At 68.8% G+C, this 16,450-nt stretch carries 13 protein-coding genes; 4 read left to right on the plus strand and 9 right to left on the minus strand.

The annotated features are described in order from the left end of the window. Window positions 1-5: 5 nt before the first annotated feature. A complete protein-coding gene (gene sppA, locus ACTWNK_RS36875) occupies window positions 6-1,703 on the plus strand; it encodes a signal peptide peptidase SppA (RefSeq protein WP_474309540.1) in 1,698 nt (565 codons plus the stop codon). 227 nt (window positions 1,704-1,930) lie between these two features. Here the strand turns inward: sppA and ACTWNK_RS36880 are convergent, their stop codons facing one another. From ACTWNK_RS36880 to ACTWNK_RS36910, 7 genes are all read right to left on the minus strand, one after another. Next, on the minus strand, window positions 1,931-2,932 hold the full coding sequence (locus ACTWNK_RS36880; RefSeq protein WP_474309541.1) for an Ig-like domain-containing protein: 1,002 nt from the start codon (window positions 2,930-2,932) through the stop codon (window positions 1,931-1,933). Window positions 2,933-3,012: 80 nt separating this feature from the next. Further along, the gene (locus ACTWNK_RS36885; RefSeq protein ID WP_474309542.1) at window positions 3,013-4,401 is read right to left on the minus strand and encodes a sensor histidine kinase; all 1,389 of its coding nucleotides are present in this window, start codon (window positions 4,399-4,401) and stop codon (window positions 3,013-3,015) included. A 134-nt stretch (window positions 4,402-4,535) separates the two neighbouring features. Continuing rightward, window positions 4,536-5,015, minus strand: a complete 480-nt coding sequence (locus ACTWNK_RS36890) for a flavin reductase family protein (RefSeq protein ID WP_474309543.1) — start codon at window positions 5,013-5,015, stop codon at window positions 4,536-4,538. A gap of 116 nt (window positions 5,016-5,131) precedes the next feature. Continuing rightward, a complete protein-coding gene (locus ACTWNK_RS36895; protein WP_474309544.1) occupies window positions 5,132-6,052 on the minus strand; it encodes an ABC transporter substrate-binding protein in 921 nt (306 codons plus the stop codon). A gap of 38 nt (window positions 6,053-6,090) precedes the next feature. Then, the gene (locus tag ACTWNK_RS36900; RefSeq protein WP_474309545.1) at window positions 6,091-6,762 is read right to left on the minus strand and encodes an ABC transporter permease; all 672 of its coding nucleotides are present in this window, start codon (window positions 6,760-6,762) and stop codon (window positions 6,091-6,093) included. Then, window positions 6,759-7,433 (minus strand): ABC transporter permease, encoded by a 675-nt coding sequence (locus ACTWNK_RS36905; protein ID WP_474309546.1) that lies wholly within the window; start codon window positions 7,431-7,433, stop codon window positions 6,759-6,761. Before ACTWNK_RS36905 ends, ACTWNK_RS36900 begins: the two co-directional genes overlap by 4 nt. Further along, a complete protein-coding gene (locus tag ACTWNK_RS36910) occupies window positions 7,426-8,499 on the minus strand; it encodes an ABC transporter ATP-binding protein (protein WP_474309547.1) in 1,074 nt (357 codons plus the stop codon). Before ACTWNK_RS36910 ends, ACTWNK_RS36905 begins: the two co-directional genes overlap by 8 nt. Window positions 8,500-8,761: 262 nt before the next feature. Here ACTWNK_RS36910 and ACTWNK_RS36915 point away from each other — a divergent pair, with 262 nt between their 5' ends. After that, a complete protein-coding gene (locus ACTWNK_RS36915; RefSeq protein WP_474309548.1) occupies window positions 8,762-10,417 on the plus strand; it encodes an RNA polymerase sigma factor in 1,656 nt (551 codons plus the stop codon). Between the two features lie 780 nt (window positions 10,418-11,197). On the opposite strand, the gene ACTWNK_RS36920 is transcribed toward ACTWNK_RS36915, so the two are convergent. Beyond that, complete coding sequence (locus ACTWNK_RS36920) at window positions 11,198-11,620, minus strand: hotdog family protein (protein WP_474309549.1); 423 nt, start codon at window positions 11,618-11,620, stop codon at window positions 11,198-11,200. A gap of 1,198 nt (window positions 11,621-12,818) precedes the next feature. Here ACTWNK_RS36920 and ACTWNK_RS36925 point away from each other — a divergent pair. Beyond that, a complete protein-coding gene (locus tag ACTWNK_RS36925; protein ID WP_474311104.1) occupies window positions 12,819-13,412 on the plus strand; it encodes a TetR family transcriptional regulator in 594 nt (197 codons plus the stop codon). Between the two features lie 555 nt (window positions 13,413-13,967). After that, the gene (locus ACTWNK_RS36930; protein ID WP_474309550.1) at window positions 13,968-14,648 is read left to right on the plus strand and encodes a VOC family protein; all 681 of its coding nucleotides are present in this window, start codon (window positions 13,968-13,970) and stop codon (window positions 14,646-14,648) included. An 846-nt stretch (window positions 14,649-15,494) separates the two neighbouring features. Here ACTWNK_RS36930 and ACTWNK_RS36935 read toward each other — a convergent pair. Further along, window positions 15,495-16,388: an IS982 family transposase gene (locus ACTWNK_RS36935; protein ID WP_474309150.1), complete on the minus strand. Its 894-nt coding sequence runs from the start codon at window positions 16,386-16,388 to the stop codon at window positions 15,495-15,497. Between the last annotated feature and the right edge of the window lie 62 nt (window positions 16,389-16,450).

Raw genomic sequence — 16,450 nt, forward strand, 5'->3', positions numbered from 1 at the left:
GCAGCATGGACGCACCCAAGGCGATCTTCGAAACCGTCGACAGGTTCAGGCAGCGGCGCACGGCCCCGCTGGTGCTCGAACTCGATCTCACGGAGGGCCTGACGGAGGGCCCGCCCGCCGATCCGTTGTCCGCGGTGCTGTCCATGCGCAAGACGCGGCTGGCCGACGTGCTGTCCGGGCTCAAGCGGGCCAGGCAGGACTCCAGGGTCAAGGCGCTGATCGTGAAGATCGGCGGGCAGCCGATGGGCCTGGCGATGGTGCAGGAGCTGCGGCAGGCCGTGATCCAGTTCCGCGCGTCGGGCAAGCTCACGGTGGCGTTCGCCGAGACGTTCGGCGAGTTCGGCAACGGCACCGTGCCCTACTTCCTGGCCAGCGCCTTCGAACGCGTGTACCTCCAGCCGAGCGGCGACGTCGGGCTCACCGGCGTGGCCATCGAGCAGCGCTTCCTCAAGGACGCGCTCGGCAAGGTGGGCGTCGACTACCAGCTCGGCCAGCGCCACGAGTACAAGACCGCGGCCAACACCTTCACCCAGGACCACATGACCGAGGCGCACCGCGAGTCGATCGCCAGGATCGCCGAGTCGGTGACCGAGCAGGTCGTGGCCGGAATCGCCGACGGGCGCAGGCTCGACCCCGCCAAGGTGCGCGAGCTGATCGACGGCGGCCCCTTCATCGGCGCCGAGGCCGTCGAGGCCGGGCTCGTCGACAGGATGGCCTACCGCGACGAGGTGTACGAAGAGGTCAAGCAGGCCGCCGGGGCCGACTCGCACCTGCTGTTCGTCTCCCGCTACGCCAAGAGCCCCACCGCACGCAAGCTGCACGCGCCCGGCGCCGACAGTGTGGCGCTCGTGCACGGCTTCGGCCAGATCAGGCTCGGCCGCAGCGGTCGCAGCCCGCTCGGCGGAGGCGGCGCGATGGGCTCGGACACGATCAGCGCGGCCCTGCGCGCGGCCAGGCGCGACGAGCACGTCAAGGCCGTCGTGTTCCGCGTCGACTCCCCGGGCGGGTCCTACGTCGCCTCCGACACGGTGTGGCGCGAGGTCGTGCTGACCCGCAAGGTCAAGCCGGTCGTCGTCTCGATGGGCGACGTCGCCGCCTCGGGCGGGTACTTCGTCGCGATGGCCGCCGACGTCATCGTCGCCCAGCCCGGCACGCTGACCGGGTCGATCGGCGTGTTCGCCGGCAAGCCGGTGCTCACCGAGCTGCTGCACAAGATCGGCGTGAACTCCGAGCTGGTGGCCGAGGGGGCCAACGCCGGGATGTTCTCGCCGTCGCGGGCGTTCACCGAGGGCGAGTGGGTGCGGATCAACGCCTGGCTCGACCGGATCTACGATGACTTCGTGGGCAAGGTCGCCTCCGGCCGCAACCTCACCCGCGAACGCGCGCACGACCTGGCCAGAGGCCGCGTGTGGACCGGCGCCGACGCCCACGAGGGCGGTCTGGTCGACGAGCTCGGCGGTCTTGAGGACGCCCTGTCGATCGCCCGCAAGCGCGCGGGCCTGTCCGCGACCTCGCCCGTGCGCCTCTACCCGAAGCTCAACCCCTTGGAGCGCCTGCGCGGCGCCGACTCCAGCGAGGACAAGGCCGCGGCCCTGGCCCGCATCCGCCTGGAGTCCTGGGGCCCCCTGGCCCGCCTCGCCGCCGACCTCGGCCTGCCCGCCGCCGGCCCCCTCACCCTCCCCGGCTCCTGGCGCATCCGCTAGCAGCCGTCCCTTCACGCCCGGAGATCCTTGACGGCAGGCCTCCGCACACCCCGCCCAGGGGCGCCCCCTCCGCCCCTGCCCGGCGCCCCTGCGGCAGGACTCCGCCCCCGCCACCAACGCGGCCCGCACCGCCCCTCCCACGGACAGACACGGCGGCGGGCCGCCGCACCCGCGACGGCCCGCCCCCTCATGACGAATGACGAACGACGAACGACGGCACGACACCGTCAGGAGGGCGTCTCCTCCGGCGAGGGCACCTGCGGGCATTCGTGCACGGCGACGGCCACCCGGCCCTCCGTACAGGCGCCCTTCGCGTCGCAGGCCTTGACCGGGACGGAGTACACGCCCGTGGCGCTCGGCGTGCCCGACACGACGCCGTCCTTGCCGATGCTCACCCCGGCGGGCAGCGACTGCGGCTTGAGCACGGTGTAGGTGACCTTGTCGCCGTCGGGGTCCGTCGACCCGATCGTCCCGTTCAACGCCGACCCGACCGGACCGGACAGCACCAGGTCGGGCAGGGTCGGCGGCTGGTTGGCCGGCACGACGGGCTGCTCGGGCAGGGTCACGGTGAAGGTGACGCGGTCGAGGGTGACGGGGCAGCAGCGCACGACCTTCTGCACGTCGACGTCGAACACGGCCTCGGTGACCGTGCCGACGAGCTGCACCGAACCGCATCCGAAGCTACGGCCGTTGCGGTTGGCGTCGACGCAGCCGGGCTCCAGGTTGCCGTAGTCGGGCGCCTGGATCGCGGCCCCGCTGACCTCGATCTTGCTGTTGCCCGACAGGCGCTTGAGGGTGACGCCCGGCGTGGTGAGCCGCCAGCGCTGGCTGAACCAGGTGGCGGGCGTGCCGCCGTTGCCGCCGCCGAGGTCGGCCAGGTGCAGCACGGGATCGACGACCGGCTTGGAGAAGGTGAGACGCACCTTGCCCGAGCTGTTGACGACGTCGAGCGAGGCGACCTTGGCCGTCTTGTCCAGGCCCGGGGTGTACCAGGCGCTCTCGAAGCCGGGCCAGGACAGCGTCTCGCCGCCCTTGAGTGCGAACGAACCGTTGCGGCAGCCTTCGAGCTTCACGGTGAGCGTGACGTCCCCGGGCAGTGCCTGGGTGGCGTCGCAGGCGTTGACCTGCCAGGGCTCGGCCGAGGCCGCGAGAACCGGCGCCTGGGCCGCCAGCGGCACGGTCGTGGCGAAAGCGACGGCCAGGGCCAGTCGCTTGATATGTGCTTTCACGAATACTCCTCTTGGCGCCGCGTGCGCACGATGCGCCCGTCGGCGCGACGCCAAGATACGTACCCTCCCTGGTCCTACGACTACACAGCGCCCGACAGGGGTACGCGCAGCACGAACAGGGCGCCTCGTCCCGAGTCCTCGGCCCGCAGGGTGCCGCCGTGCCTGGTGGCGATCTCCCTGGCGATCGGCAGGCCCAGGCCGCTGCCGCCCGGGTCCCGCCTGCGGCCTTCGCCCAGGCGGGTGAAGCGCTGGAAGACGCGCTCCCTGTCCTCGGGCGCGAGCCCGGCCCCGTCGTCGCGTACTTCGAGCACGGCCTGCCCCGCCACGGCGTCGACACGCGTGCTGAGCCGTACGGCCGAGTCGGCGTGTCTGAGGGCGTTGTCCAGCAGGTTGACCAGGACGCGGGAGAGCTGCAGCCGGTCGCCCTCGACCGGCGCCTGGTCGGCCAGGCAGAGGGCGACGGCCTTGTCCGGGTGCCTGCGCTCGAGCTCCTCCATGACCAGGGTGGACAGGTCGACGGACTCGGGGGCGAGCTTCATACCGGCGTCCAGCCTGGCGACGGCGAGCAGGTCCTCGACGAGCACCTGCAGCCGGTCGGCGGACCTGTCGACCGACTCCAGCGCGGTGAGGGTTCCCGCGCACACGGCCTCGATGTCGACGAGCGAGCCGTCGGTCCCGGCCGTGGTCGTGGTCTCGGCCAGACCGTGCTTGGCGGCGGCGACCTCCGCAAGGGCCAGGTCTACCTCGGCGCGCAGGGCGGTGATCGGGCTGCGCAGTTCGTGCGAGGCGTCGGCGACGAAGCGCTGCTGCTGGCTCAGGGCGTCGTCCATACGATCCAGCGTCTGGTTGACCGCGGTGGCGAGGGCGTCGATCTCGTCGTCCTTGCCGGTGGTCGGCACCCGCCTGTGCACGTCGTTGGCGGTGATCTCGCGCAGCTCCGCCCTGATCGCGGCCACGGGCCGCAGCGCCTTCTTCACCAGCCACCAGCTCAGCAACATCACGGTCGCGACCCCGGCCAGCGCCGCCGCGCCCCGCAGCGCCGCACCCCTGGGGTCGGCGATCATCGGAGGCACCGGCTTGGCCACGTAGATCATCATGTCCGGACCGGTGACGCCCACCGTGGTGTGGTCGACGCCGTCCCACGTGGTGATGCCGTCCCAGCGCACGTCTCCGTAGAAGGGCTGCTCGCGGCTGATGGGCGGCCTGCCGTACAGGTCGGGGGTGCTGGCCAGGACGGTGCCGCCGTCGCTGACGACCTGGATGCTCTGGCCCGCGCCTCCGGCGAGGGGGTCGGGCAGGCCGACCTTGACCGCGAGCACGGCCATCCGGCGGGCGACGGTGGCGGCCTCGGCCTCGTCCGCGCTCATCGCGGCATGCCTGGCCTCGATCAGCAGGCCCACGTAAAGCAGGATGGCGATGGTTCCGGCGATCACTCCCGCGATGGCGCTACTGCGTGCTCGCAGGCTCATCGATCTCCCTTTCGCCGGACCGCGACTCCGAGAAAAGGAACGCGGCCCGAAGACCGCCAGATTCCGAACGTGGGCTATGTCACTTTACGTTTGCCCAGGTCAGGTGGTACGTCAGCGGCCTGGAGGGTGATTCGTCAGGCCATCGGCCGGTAGCGGCGGCGCAGTCGGATCAACGGCGCGGGCGCGGGGTCGACATGATCGACGGCGAGTACCCGGGCGAGGAACAGCATGTGGTCGCCGGCCGGGATCACCTGGGTGGTCTCGGCCTCGACGGCCGCCACGCCGCCCTCGACGATCAGCGCGCCGCTGTGCTCGCCCCTGTGGTGCGGGGTGCCCGCGACCAGGAGCCTGGCGCTCGGCCTGCCGGGCGTGGCGAACCTGCTGGCGACCGCCGCCTGCCCGGCCGACAGCAGGCTCGCCGCCCATCGGTCGCGGCGCAGCAGTACCTCGGTGAGGTAGGAGGAGGCGGTCAGGCTCACCAGGACGAGCGGCGGATCTGCCGATACGGACATCAGCGCCGACACGGTCGCGCCGAGATCGTCCCGGTCGTCACGCACGGTGATGACGGCCACTCCTGCCGCCAGATGGGCCATCGCCTCGGTGAACTCGGTCATGAACCCCATTGCATCACCCCCGCGCACCCGTGACACACGAAGGGAGGGGCTCCGCTCCCGCGAAACCCCTCCCCGCACGTGAACCACAGCAGGCCGTCGGCGGCCGGTTCAGGTGACTACAGCAGGCCGTTGGTGGTCAGCCATTCCTTGGCCACCGTGGCCGCGTCCTCCTTGTCGATGGCGACCTTCTTCATCATGCCGACCAGCGACTCGGTGGTGAGCTTGGCCGAGACCGCGTTGAGCGTGGTCCGGACCGAGTCGTCGGTGCCTGCCTTGTTGACCAGCGGCGTGATGTTCTGGGCGCCGAAGACGTTCTTCGGGTCGGTCAGCGACACCATGTCGTTGATGAGGATCTTGGGGTCGGTCGTGAAGACGTTCCCCGCCTGGATCGTTCCGTCCTTGATGGCGTCGGCGGTGGTGCCTCCGGTGGGCTTCCACTCCTTGAACACCAGGCCGTAGACGTCCTTGAACTGGGCCTCGCGCCGCTTCTTGAACTCCGGCGGGCCGCCGACGGCCCAGTCCTTCGAGACCTTGGCCAGGTCCTCGATGCTGACGAGGCTGTTCTTGGTGGCGGTCTCCTTGGTGACCGTCAGCGAGTCCTTGTCCTCGGCCGCGGAGGAGTCGAGGATCTCGACCTCGGCGGGCAGCGTGGACTTGAGCGCCGAGTTGATCTCGTCGGTCGTGGCCGCGGTGCTCTTCGGGTCGAGGAAGGACAGCAGCGCGCCGTTGTACTCGGGCAGCACGGTCAGGCCGCCGCTCTTGACCTGGTCGTAGACGACCTCACGGCTGCCGATGTTCGGCTTCTCCTCGACCGCGACACCCTTGGCCTCCAGGGCCTGGGCGTAGATCGAGCCGAGCAGAACGCTCTCAGGGAAGTCGAACGAGCCGACGATCGCCTTCCCCCCGGCAGCTGCGGACGTCCCAGCACTGCTGGGGGCAGCGCTCGTGGTGGCGAGCGGGTCGCCACTTCCACCACACGCGGATACGGCGAGTGCCGCCGTCAAAAGCATCGCGGCGGTGCCGAATATGCGTCGCATTCCAACTTTCCCTTCATTTACGGGGGGTAGAGGAGAGATTACCGGACCTTCAGTCGCTGGCTCACCCCCGGGGAGACCGTCACCCTTTGCGTGAGCGTGAACAGCAGCTGCACCGCCAGCGCGAAGAGCACAATGAGCACAGAACCCCCGACCACGCTGGGATAGTCCTTCGTGGCCAGGCCGTCGATGATGTATCTCCCGAGCCCGCCCAGCCCGACATAGGCGGCCACGGCGGCGGTCGCGACCACCTGCACGGCGGCCAGCCGCAGGCCCAGCAGGATCAGCGGCAGCGCGACGGGCACCAGCACCTTGCGCAGGACCTGACCGCCCCGCAGCCCCATGCCGTAGGCGGCGTCGCGCAGTTCCGGGTCGACGCCGCGGATGCCCTCGTAGGTGTTGACCAGGATCGGCGGCACCGCGAGCGCCACCAGCGGGATCAGCACGGGCCAGATCGACGCGGTGCCGAGCAGCAGCACGATCAGGACGAGCAGGCCGAGTGTGGGCAGCGCCCTGGCCAGGTTCGCCGAGACCACGACGACGAGCGCGCCCTTGCCGGTGTGCCCGATGAGCAGGCCGAGCGGTATCGCGATGAGCGCGGCCAGCACCAGCGCCGCCGACGAGAAGGCCAGGTGCTCGAGCAGCCTGGCCGGAATGCCTTCGGGCCCCGACCAGTTGGCCGGGTCGCCGAAGAAGTCGATCAGCCAGTTCACGCTGTCCTCCTCGCCCGTACCCAAGGCGTGAGCAGGCGCTGGGCGATGAGCACGATGGCGTCGGCGAGCAGGGCCAGGGCCACGATGAGCACGATGCCGACGACGGCCGGAGTGTAGAAGTCACGCTGGTAGGCGTCGGTGAACAGATTGCCGAGCCCGCCCTGCCCGATCAGCGCCCCCACGCTGACCAGGCTGATGCTCGACACCGCGACCACCCGCAGCCCAGCCAGTACGACCGGCACCGCGATCGGCAGTTCGACCTGGATCAGCCTGCGCAACGGTGTGAAGCCCATCGCGACGGCCGACTGGCGCACGTGGTCGGGCACCGAGGCCATGCCGTCCACGACGGCGGGCACCAGCACCGCGACCGCGTAGAAGGTCAGCGGGATGATCACCGTCGCCCTGGCCAGACCGGTGACCGGAAGCAGCATCATGAAGACCGGCAACGACGGCAGCGCGTACACGACGTTCATCAGACCGGTCGTCGGCTGGTACAGCCAGCGCCAGCGCACACACGCCAGGCCCAGCGGCAGGGCGACGAGCAGGCCGAGCACGATCGGCACCAGCGACATCACCACATGCGCTTCGAGCAGGTTGACGATGCTGTTGGCCCGGCCGGTGTCCCAATTTGTACCGATCCAGTCCCATTTGACCAGAGGCTGCTCATCCATCGGCAGCCACCGCCAGTGCCTCGTCGAGCGCCTCCCGCGTCGCCACCCCGGTCGCCCTGCCGCTCTCGTCCACGGCGACCGCGCATCCCGAAGGCGACAGCAGCGCCGCGTCGAGCGCCGCCCGCATGGAGTCGCGGCCCGGCGTGAACGTGCCGTAGGGCAGCGGGTCGTCATGGCGTTCGGGTGAGATCCAGCCGACCGGCTTGTCGTCGACGCCGACCACGAGCAGCCACGGCTCCTGCGGCCTGGCCGCGAACGCCCGGGCGGCCTCGTCCTCGCGCACGGTCAGGTCGGTGCGCAGCCGCAGGCCGTCCGAACGGATGAACGACAGCCGCCTGATCCCCCTGTCATGACCGAGGAACTCGCGTACGAAGTCGTCGGCCGGCGCCGAGAGCAGCGTCTTGGGATCAGCCAGCTGAGCCAGCTTGCCGCCGACACGCAGCACCGCGACCCGGTCGCCGAGCTTGATCGCCTCGTCGATGTCGTGGGTGACGAAGACGATCGTCTTGTTCAGCTCCGACTGCAGCCGCAGCAACTCCTCCTGCAGGCTGGTACGCACGATCGGGTCGACGGCACTGAACGGCTCGTCCATGAGCAGCACGGGCGGGTCGGCCGCAAGCGCCCTGGCCACGCCGACACGCTGCTGCTGGCCGCCCGACAGCTGGAAGGGATAGCGCTCGGCCAGCTTCAGGTCCAGGCCGACCCGCTCCAGCAGCTCCATGGCGCGCTCGCGTGCCTTCTTCCGGTCCCAGCCGAGCAGGTACGGGACGGTGGCGACATTGTCCACGATCTTGCGATGCGGGAACAGGCCCGCCTGCTGGATGACGTACCCGATGCCCCTGCGCAGGGTGGGCGGGTCGATGCCCTTGACGTCGACGCCGTCGAGCAGGATCTGCCCTTCGGAGGCGTCGATCATCCGATTGATCATCCGCAGTGACGTCGTCTTGCCGCACCCCGAAGGCCCGACGAACACGGTGATCTCACCGGTGGGCGCCTCCAGACTGAGGTGGTCCACCGCCACGGTGCCATCCGCGTAGCGTTTGGTGACGGAGTCGAATGTGATCACGCGCGACCTCTTGGTTTCCGGCAGCCGCGCGGCCCCCCTGCCACGACCGCCTCATGATCTCCTTTGGACAGACTACGGCGATCCTTCCAGGTCTGTCCCCCGGCCCCCACCTGAAACGCTTCAGTGGGTTTTCTAGCAAATGAGCCGTCAATAGTGCACTAAGTCCTCGTGACTTGGCATGATGGGCGACCACACCTACATCCAGAGCTTGACGCCGACCCCCATACCCTCCGCGTCCGCTTTCATCCAGAGGATCCGGCCCGTGACTCCTTCGCTCACCGATCAGCGGCCGCGTGGCGAGCTGATCTCGGAGCTCTACGACCGTCACGCCACCGGGCTGTTCGCCTACTGCGCGGACCAGCTCGGTGACTCCGGTTCCGCCGCCGACGCCCTGGTTGCCGTCCTCACCAGCGTGCCGTCCGTGGAGCCCCCGCGTGCCGCGCTCTACGCGCTCGCCCGCCGCGAGATCTACCGGCGTGACATCGTCTACGCCCCCCTTTCCGTCGACCCGCTCGTGGACCCGGTGACCGCACTGGTCGAACGCGTCCTGCGCGAGCTACGCCCGCACCAGCGTGAGGTGCTCATCCTCTCGGCCGTCGTCGGCCTGACCTTCGACGAGCTGGCCTGGGTACTCGAAGTCGCCGCCGACACCGCCGAGGAGCTCGCCTCCTCCGCCGCACACCGCTTCGCCCAGTCGCTGGCCGCCGCACTCACCGTGCCGGGCCCGAGGGTGGACGGCCCGACGGCCGAGGTTTTCGGCGCACTCGCCGTGGCCCCCATCCGCGACGTCCTCAGCCGCCTGCCCTGGCACCCGCCGCCCGGCGCGATCCGCGTCTTCGTCGCAGGCTCGGGTACGGCTCCCGAACCTCCTTCGCCGCGTAAGACGTCCCTTTTCGTCAAGCCGATGTGGCCTTCGCCGCCCACCTGGCCGCTTCCCCTGGCCCCCACCGACGACCCGGCGACCAGCACCGGGCTGTTCCCCACCGAGCTGCTCACCCCGCCCGACGCCGACCGCGTGAGCGACCTCGAGGCCACGACGGCGCCCATGCCGAAGCTGCGCGACTCGATCATCACGGCCCTTGCCGAGTCTGGGCGCTCGCCACAGGCTTTGTCGGGTTCTGCGCTTGCTGCGCCTGTGTTGTCGGCGCCTGTGCTTGATGTTCCTGCGCTTGATGCGTCTGTGCTTGATGAGGTCAAGCCGTATGTGGCCAAGAGGCCGCAGCTTTACGGGTCGTCGTCGTCGGGGCGGGCGGGTACGGCGCTGCCTAGGCGTAGGCGGGGCGAGCCTGGGGCGGTGGTCGGGGCGGGCGTCGAGGGTGAGGCGGTCGTAGGGGGCGAGGCGGTCCTCGGGGTCGAGGCGCCTGAGCTTGAGGTGCGTGACGTTGGGGCTGTCGGGGGTGAGGCTGCCGGGGTTGCCGCTGTCGAAGATCTTGCCGAGGTCACGCTGCCCGACATCGCACTTCCCGACTTCGGCGTCAGCCCTTTCCTAGCCCCTTCCCCTGACCTTGGCCTTGGCTCTGACCTTGGCCTTGGCTCTGGCCTTGGCTCTGACCTTGGTCTTGGTCTTGGTATCGATCAGGCTCCGGCCGGGCCGCCTGAGCCCGGCGACGTTCTCGTACATCCGGCGAGCCCGCCCGCCGGGCCGATCGGCGACGACCTGTTCACACCGCGTCCGGCTCCCTCACCCGTCTACCTCATGCCGGAGGCGCCACTACTGGAGCCGCTGAGCCTGGATGAGGACGAGGAGTCGCCCGAGCCCCTCCCACCCGTCCTACGCCGCAAGCGCACCAGAAAGCGCAGGCCGGTCAGAATCGGCGAGCACCACTACGACTGGGCATGGGAACTGGTCGGCTTCGCCATCTGCATCGCGATCGCCATGCTCGTCTTCTTCTCGGTTCCTATGATCGTTCACCCCTAGCCGGGCGCAGGCTGGTTGGCGGCACGCTGGGTGCGGTCGGCGGGGTGTTGGTTTCTTGGTCATCGGGTGCTGTGTAGGTCGCGGGCCTGGTTGACCGGGGGGTGGGCGTTTGGCGTGCCGTGTTGGCGACGCCGTTCATCGTGTGGGTGTGGGTGTCGCCGTTCATCGCCTCGCGCAGGTGTCGCCGCGTCGGCTGCGCTGCGCTCGTGGGTCGGGGCGATCTCCTTGCCGACGTCCTGAACGCGTCCTGGGATTGATGATCGGGCAGTCATGTCGATGTCGGTGGTGCTCGGGCCGACGACGATGGCACTCGGGCCCGCGTTCGTGGGGCTCGGGCAGGCGTTCGCGGGATTCAGGTTGGCATTGGCGGGAGTTGGCAGCGCCCGGGCTGACCTCGGCGACGCTCAAGCTGGCATTCGCGCGCAGCAGGCGTTTGCGGGGGTCGGCGGCGCTCGGGCTAACGTCAGCGACGCTCAAGGGGCACAGCGCGGGCGTTTGCGGCACCCAGGCCGACGTCGGCAGCGCTCAGGTCGACATCCATGGGCCTTGGCAAGCGTCGACGACGCTCGGGGGTGACGTTTGGCCGTACTCAGGTCGACGTTCGCGGGCCGTGCTCAGATCGACGTTCGCGGGCTTTGTAACAGTTGGCCGCACGCAAGCCCGGCGTTGGCGAACGCCACGTGCACTGCGTCGGCTGCCAGTCGGAGCTCCCGTCGGCCCGATCCGCTCGCTTGCTGAACTCGATGGCTCAGATGCCCGCAACGGCCGCGCGAGCGACGACTACGCGTCGACTCCCGGCGCAGGCAGCGCAAAGCGGACGGTACCCGTGACATGGTCCCCGAGGCTGACCCTGCCGCACACCTCGGCGGCGAAACGGCCTTCGGCATTGGCGACAACCACCCCGCTGAACACCAACACATCTCCGACATAAGCCGGTACGCCCAGCTTGACGTTGATCCCCTTGATCATCGCTTCGGGCCCCGCCCAATCAGTGACGTAGCGTTCGACCAGCCCCATCGTGGTCAGAATGCCGAGAAAGACCTCCCCTCCACCCTGCGCCTTCACCACCTCGTCGTCATGACGCCCGGCGGCGAACTCCACCGCGGCCAACGCCGTCACCCCCACCACAGTCGGCGTGAGCGAAATCGACAGAGCCGGAAGCGCCGAGCCGATCTCAACCTGCGCTTCGGTCAGCGTCCGCATCACATCTCCTGGGGGCGTACTGGGGCGTCGTCGGCTCGTCATCCGTCGTCTCGCGCAACTCCATACCGATACCCACAGCACTCACCACACAGTCCACGATGTGCCGACAATCCCCTCTCCCACGACGAACGACACCTTCCCCCAGACCCGACGAACGGAAGTGCACGACACAGCCACCCACCACCTCCCCCAGCGAAGCGAACGCCCCAAGTGCCACACCACCCCCAGCGAATGCCACAGCAGCCCACACCCATCACCCACTGGACACCGCTCCCACTCCCAGAAGAGCACGGTGTCACCACCGACCACAGCTTGCCCCACATACAGCTCCCGCCTCGACCTCCGCACACACAGACAGAAGCCGACACGCCTTCGCCAGCCAAGCCGAGACACGGGCGACACGGGCTACACCGGCGACACAGTCGCACGGGCAACACGGGTTGCACGCCTCGACCTGAAGGCGCTCGCCGCAACCTGGTCATCCTGCGGGCAACACGGTTCACGGGCAATGGGTTGCGCGGACTATACCGGTTGCATGGACCGCGCGGGTTACACGGACTGCACGGCTTGCATGGGTTACATGGGTTCGACATATCTACAGACCCGACATACCCGACATGTCGCGCACCTGAACACCTGGCGAACAAGTCGACCGTCAGGCCACACGGACCGCCCCGCATCTCCCCCGGGACAAAGCTCACGCGGCGTCCACCTTCTACCCGCGCCCACCCTCTAGCCGAATCCACTCCTAGGCCCGTCCACTCTCTAGCCGCGCACCCCCTCTGGCCGCGCCCCCCTCTGGCCGCGCCCACCCCCCGACCGCCCAGGGCAAAGAACACACCCAAGACGAAGAACGCACGCCCCCTCCCCTCAAACAACCACACCACCAACAAGCGCTCGGTCGCCAACGAACAAAACTAGAACAGATTCCAATCCCCACCTACCCCACCCCCAAGCCCGCAATTCTCAACGAGTCCAATAACGCCCGGAGACATGCGGCTATACGGTTTCTTTGTGACTCGCGAGTAACAATCCGTCGTATACGAAAATCAGATAACGTGTTCTTATGCGCACCACGCATGCGACGATCGCAGGGCCAGATTCCGGCGCCACACCTGCTGGAGCAGCGCCTTCCGCCGTCATGTCGTCCGGCCAGACCCCGCCGGTCGAGTCCCAGCCCACCACCCCCGAGGCCGCCATGGACAGCCACCCCGTCTCAGGGACAGGTGTCCGAACCAGAAGCCAAATCCAGCGCCGCAAGCGCATCGTTCAGGCCGCGGCGGCACTCGCCTCACGCGGCGGCGTCGAGGCGATGCAGATGCGCACGGTCGCCGAGCGCGCGGGCGTAGCCCTGGGCACGCTCTACCGCTACTTCCCCTCCAAGATGGATCTCGTGGTCGCCGTGGTCGGCGAGGAGATCGACCTGCTCGAAAGCAGCATCGAACGCCGTCCGCCCAGTGCGTCGACCGCCGCCGGACGCGCCGTCGACATCCTCATGCGCGCCACCCGAGGACTCATGCGTGAGCCCGAGCTCGCCGACGCCCTGATCCGCTCCCTGATCATGGCCGAGGTCGAGACCCCGTTCGGCGACCGCATGGCCGGCCTGCTCCTGCGCGTCGCAGGCGAAGGACTAAGCGCGGAACAGGCCACAGAGGAACAACTCGCCCTCACCGGCTCCCTGTCGAGCATCTGGGTACACGAACTCATGGAAATGCTCCGCGGCCGACGCACCTACGAGCAAATCCAACGCCGCATCGAAATCGCAGCCGACCGCCTGCTCTCCGACTTCTGAGCACCCATTCCCGCAGAACAACCCACACCTCCACCAGCGCCGGACGCCCACAACACGAGCCAAAACCGCTGGCGGCGAACTCGCCGTCAGCCAGCCAAAAGCCCGCCCCTGACGCCCCCCACGTGCACAACAGGACCCGGGCAGCGCCCGGCGCTCACGACAGCAGGCAACAGCACTGCACTCTCGCGACAGCCAGCACCGCACCGACGCCCCACAATCCACATTCACCACACCAGGTGACGAAACTCCACGCTCGCGACACCCCACGCCTGCACCCCGCCGCGCACAGTCCGGGCAGACACTCACCTGTCCGAGGATCTTCAGAGGACCTTCAGAGGTCTTCAAGAGCTCTCCCACACGACGAGCCGCAGCGCCACCACCGATCGCCACCCCACCCATCAGCCTGCGTGAACTCGCCACCCGCCTGGGCGCCCGCCATGTCCCGCCAAACACCCATGGCCCACGCTACGTACGCCGCACCCCGCGTCACGGCACCGCGCTATGTCCGCCTACGGGTTGACGCGGTGCCGTGACGCCCGCTGCGAGAATGCCGCCATGACTACCAGCCGCCGTCAGATATCCGAAGCCGTCACCCCGCTCGGGTGGCGGCTCGTGCTCACCGTCATCAGGACCACGGTCCCCGTGTCATCGCTCGCCCAGGCCGCAGGCCTGGCCACACGACTGAGCGATGCGGGAGCCGACCAGGGCGAGCTGTGGTTCGACGTACGCGACGACCGTCTGGTGATCACAGTGCGCTCGCCTTCCGGCGACAGGCCGGGCCTTGCGGGCATCGAGCTGGCCCAGCGCATATCGGCCGACGTGTCGGCGCTCGGCCTGCAGACCGTGCCCGACGCCGGCTCCAGGACCGTACAGGAGATCGAGCTAGCCATCGACGCGCTCGACATCCCGTCGATCAAGCCGTTCTGGAAGGCCGTCACAGGCTACGTGGACGTTCCGGACGAGCCCGCACTAGACGGCGCGATCGTCGATCCACTTGGACAGAGCCCGTTGATCTGGTTCCAGCAGATGGACGCGCCCAGGCCACAGCGCAACCGCATACACCTGGACATCTCCGTGCCACACGACGTCGCCACCGAACGCCTGGCCGCAACCATGGCCGCAGGCGGACGACTGCTCGACGACAGCGAAGCGCCCGCCTTCTGGGTGCTGGCCGACGCCGAAGGCAACGAGGCCTGCATCACGACCTGGCAGGGCAGGGACCAGTCCCCCGAATAAGTAGAACGCGTTACGTTAAAGGCGACCCGAACATCGCCCCGAGGGCACCCACAACCATTCCCTAGATCACCGAGGCCGACCGCACGCCGACCACCAAGAGAGGCAACGCCCCACCCACCAGGAAACAGCAACAGGTTCTCGCTAACACTCCCAAGAGTCTGACCGAGGGAGCAGGTATCGACCCGGCCGTCATCGAGCAGGCCTTCGCCTGAGCGCACTCCAGGAAGGCAAGTACGCGAGGGCGACACGCCTGGCTTCATTGCGGGCTCGCCAAACGAATGTGGGGTGACCGTACGCATATGGGATGACCATGCCCACCCCACAACGCGGCCCGTCGCGCCAGGCCGAACACCCGGCCGCGGCGCTGATCCGCACTGGCCGATCGAGGGAGGTTGCGACGTACGCGAGGCAGACAAGACAAGGCAGGGCAGGACAGGGCGTACGCGGGCAGGCAAGACAAGACAGGGCGTGCGCGGGCAGACGGCGCCTGCTCGGCCAATACAGTGCGCGCGGGGTCGCGGCAGCAAGGTCGCGGCAGCGGGGTCGCGGCATTGGCATGAACACCGCTCGATGACGACGCCGGCTTTCCCGCGAGCCGAGGCCGAGGCCCGACAACCGGCGGATCGACCTGCCCCACTACTCCACCCCCCGCCGAGCACACACCCGAACAAAGGGAGCCAGACAGGAAACAACTCAACCGATCCCGGGCGCGTTCGCAACAACTGACCACCCAGGCGTAGGTCGACAGGCGATCTAGACGAGATTGTCCCCGCACACACACCCGAGTCGGCAAGCCAGTCATCAATACCAAGGCCCGCCCCTAGACGCGTAAGTCCTTAGTCGGGGTCAGTGATCGTAGGCGATCAGCGATCGGGTGATGGGCTGGCCGGTTGCGCGGTTGTGCCAGATCGCGGTGGTCAGGGCGAGGATCCGCTGGGCTATGCGCACCGCGACGCCCGTTGGGGTGCGGGCGCCGTGCAGCTCGAGGTCAAGCTGGCTTTTGAGGGTGTGATGCACGGATTCGATGAGCTGGCGGATCGGCTTGAGCAGATGCTCGCCTGGGCGGGGTGCGCGGTTGCGGTGGGAGGGACGCAGCAGCCGCACGCCGCGGTCGGCGAGGTAGGTGTCCAGTTCGGCGGAGATGTAGCCCTTGTCGGCGATGATCAGCAGGCCGGGCCGGTCGGTGAGCAGGGCGGGATCGTGGTCGCAGACGGCCGTGAGCACCTGGCGTTCGTCGATGCCGGGGGTGGCCAGCGCCCAGGTGACGGGGAGTCCTGCGGGGGTGCAGACGAGGTGCAGGCGCAGCCCCCAGAACCAGCGGGCGTGGGAGCGGCAGTAGCCGTAGCCGGCCCAGCCGGCCAGCTCGGATCGCAGCGCGGTGGGGCGGGAACGGCCGCATTCGACCGGGGTGGAGTCGACGATCCATACGTCGTCGTGCCACAGGTCGGTGTCGGTGGCCAGGGCACGTATGGCATGTTTGAGCAGGGGCAGGGCTTTGTGCAGGCGCTTGTTGTAGCCGGATTGGCCGGGCAGGTACGGGAAGGCCCCGGGCAGGTGAGCGGGCACATAGCGCAGCCAGCGGGCTTGGGAGCGGACGCCGAGCAGGACCTGAGCCACGGCCAGGGTGAGTAGCTCGGCGTCGGTCAGCTTCGGCGGTCGTCCGAAGCGCGGGGATGTCTTCAGCCAGTCGTCGATCGCCACGTACAGTGCGGTGAGAAGGGTGTTGAGGTCTTTCGTCACACATCGATCCTCAACACCCTTCGCCATTCCCGCACTGGCATGGAAGCGACTTAGGACTTACT

This window comes from Nonomuraea sp. IBHARD001 (assembly GCF_056106265.1).

Coding starts and splice junctions, on each gene's coding strand:
- ACTWNK_RS36920 (WP_474309549.1), bottom strand. CDS start 11,620: ATGCGGACGCTGACCGAAGCGCAGGTTGAGATCGGCTCGGCGCTTCCG.
- ACTWNK_RS36925 (WP_474311104.1), top strand. CDS start 12,819: ATGGACAGCCACCCCGTCTCAGGGACAGGTGTCCGAACCAGAAGCCAA.
- ACTWNK_RS36885 (WP_474309542.1), bottom strand. CDS start 4,401: ATGAGCCTGCGAGCACGCAGTAGCGCCATCGCGGGAGTGATCGCCGGA.
- ACTWNK_RS36930 (WP_474309550.1), top strand. CDS start 13,968: ATGACTACCAGCCGCCGTCAGATATCCGAAGCCGTCACCCCGCTCGGG.
- ACTWNK_RS36890 (WP_474309543.1), bottom strand. CDS start 5,015: ATGACCGAGTTCACCGAGGCGATGGCCCATCTGGCGGCAGGAGTGGCC.
- ACTWNK_RS36905 (WP_474309546.1), bottom strand. CDS start 7,433: ATGGATGAGCAGCCTCTGGTCAAATGGGACTGGATCGGTACAAATTGG.
- ACTWNK_RS36895 (WP_474309544.1), bottom strand. CDS start 6,052: ATGCGACGCATATTCGGCACCGCCGCGATGCTTTTGACGGCGGCACTC.
- sppA (WP_474309540.1), top strand. CDS start 6: ATGGACGCACCCAAGGCGATCTTCGAAACCGTCGACAGGTTCAGGCAG.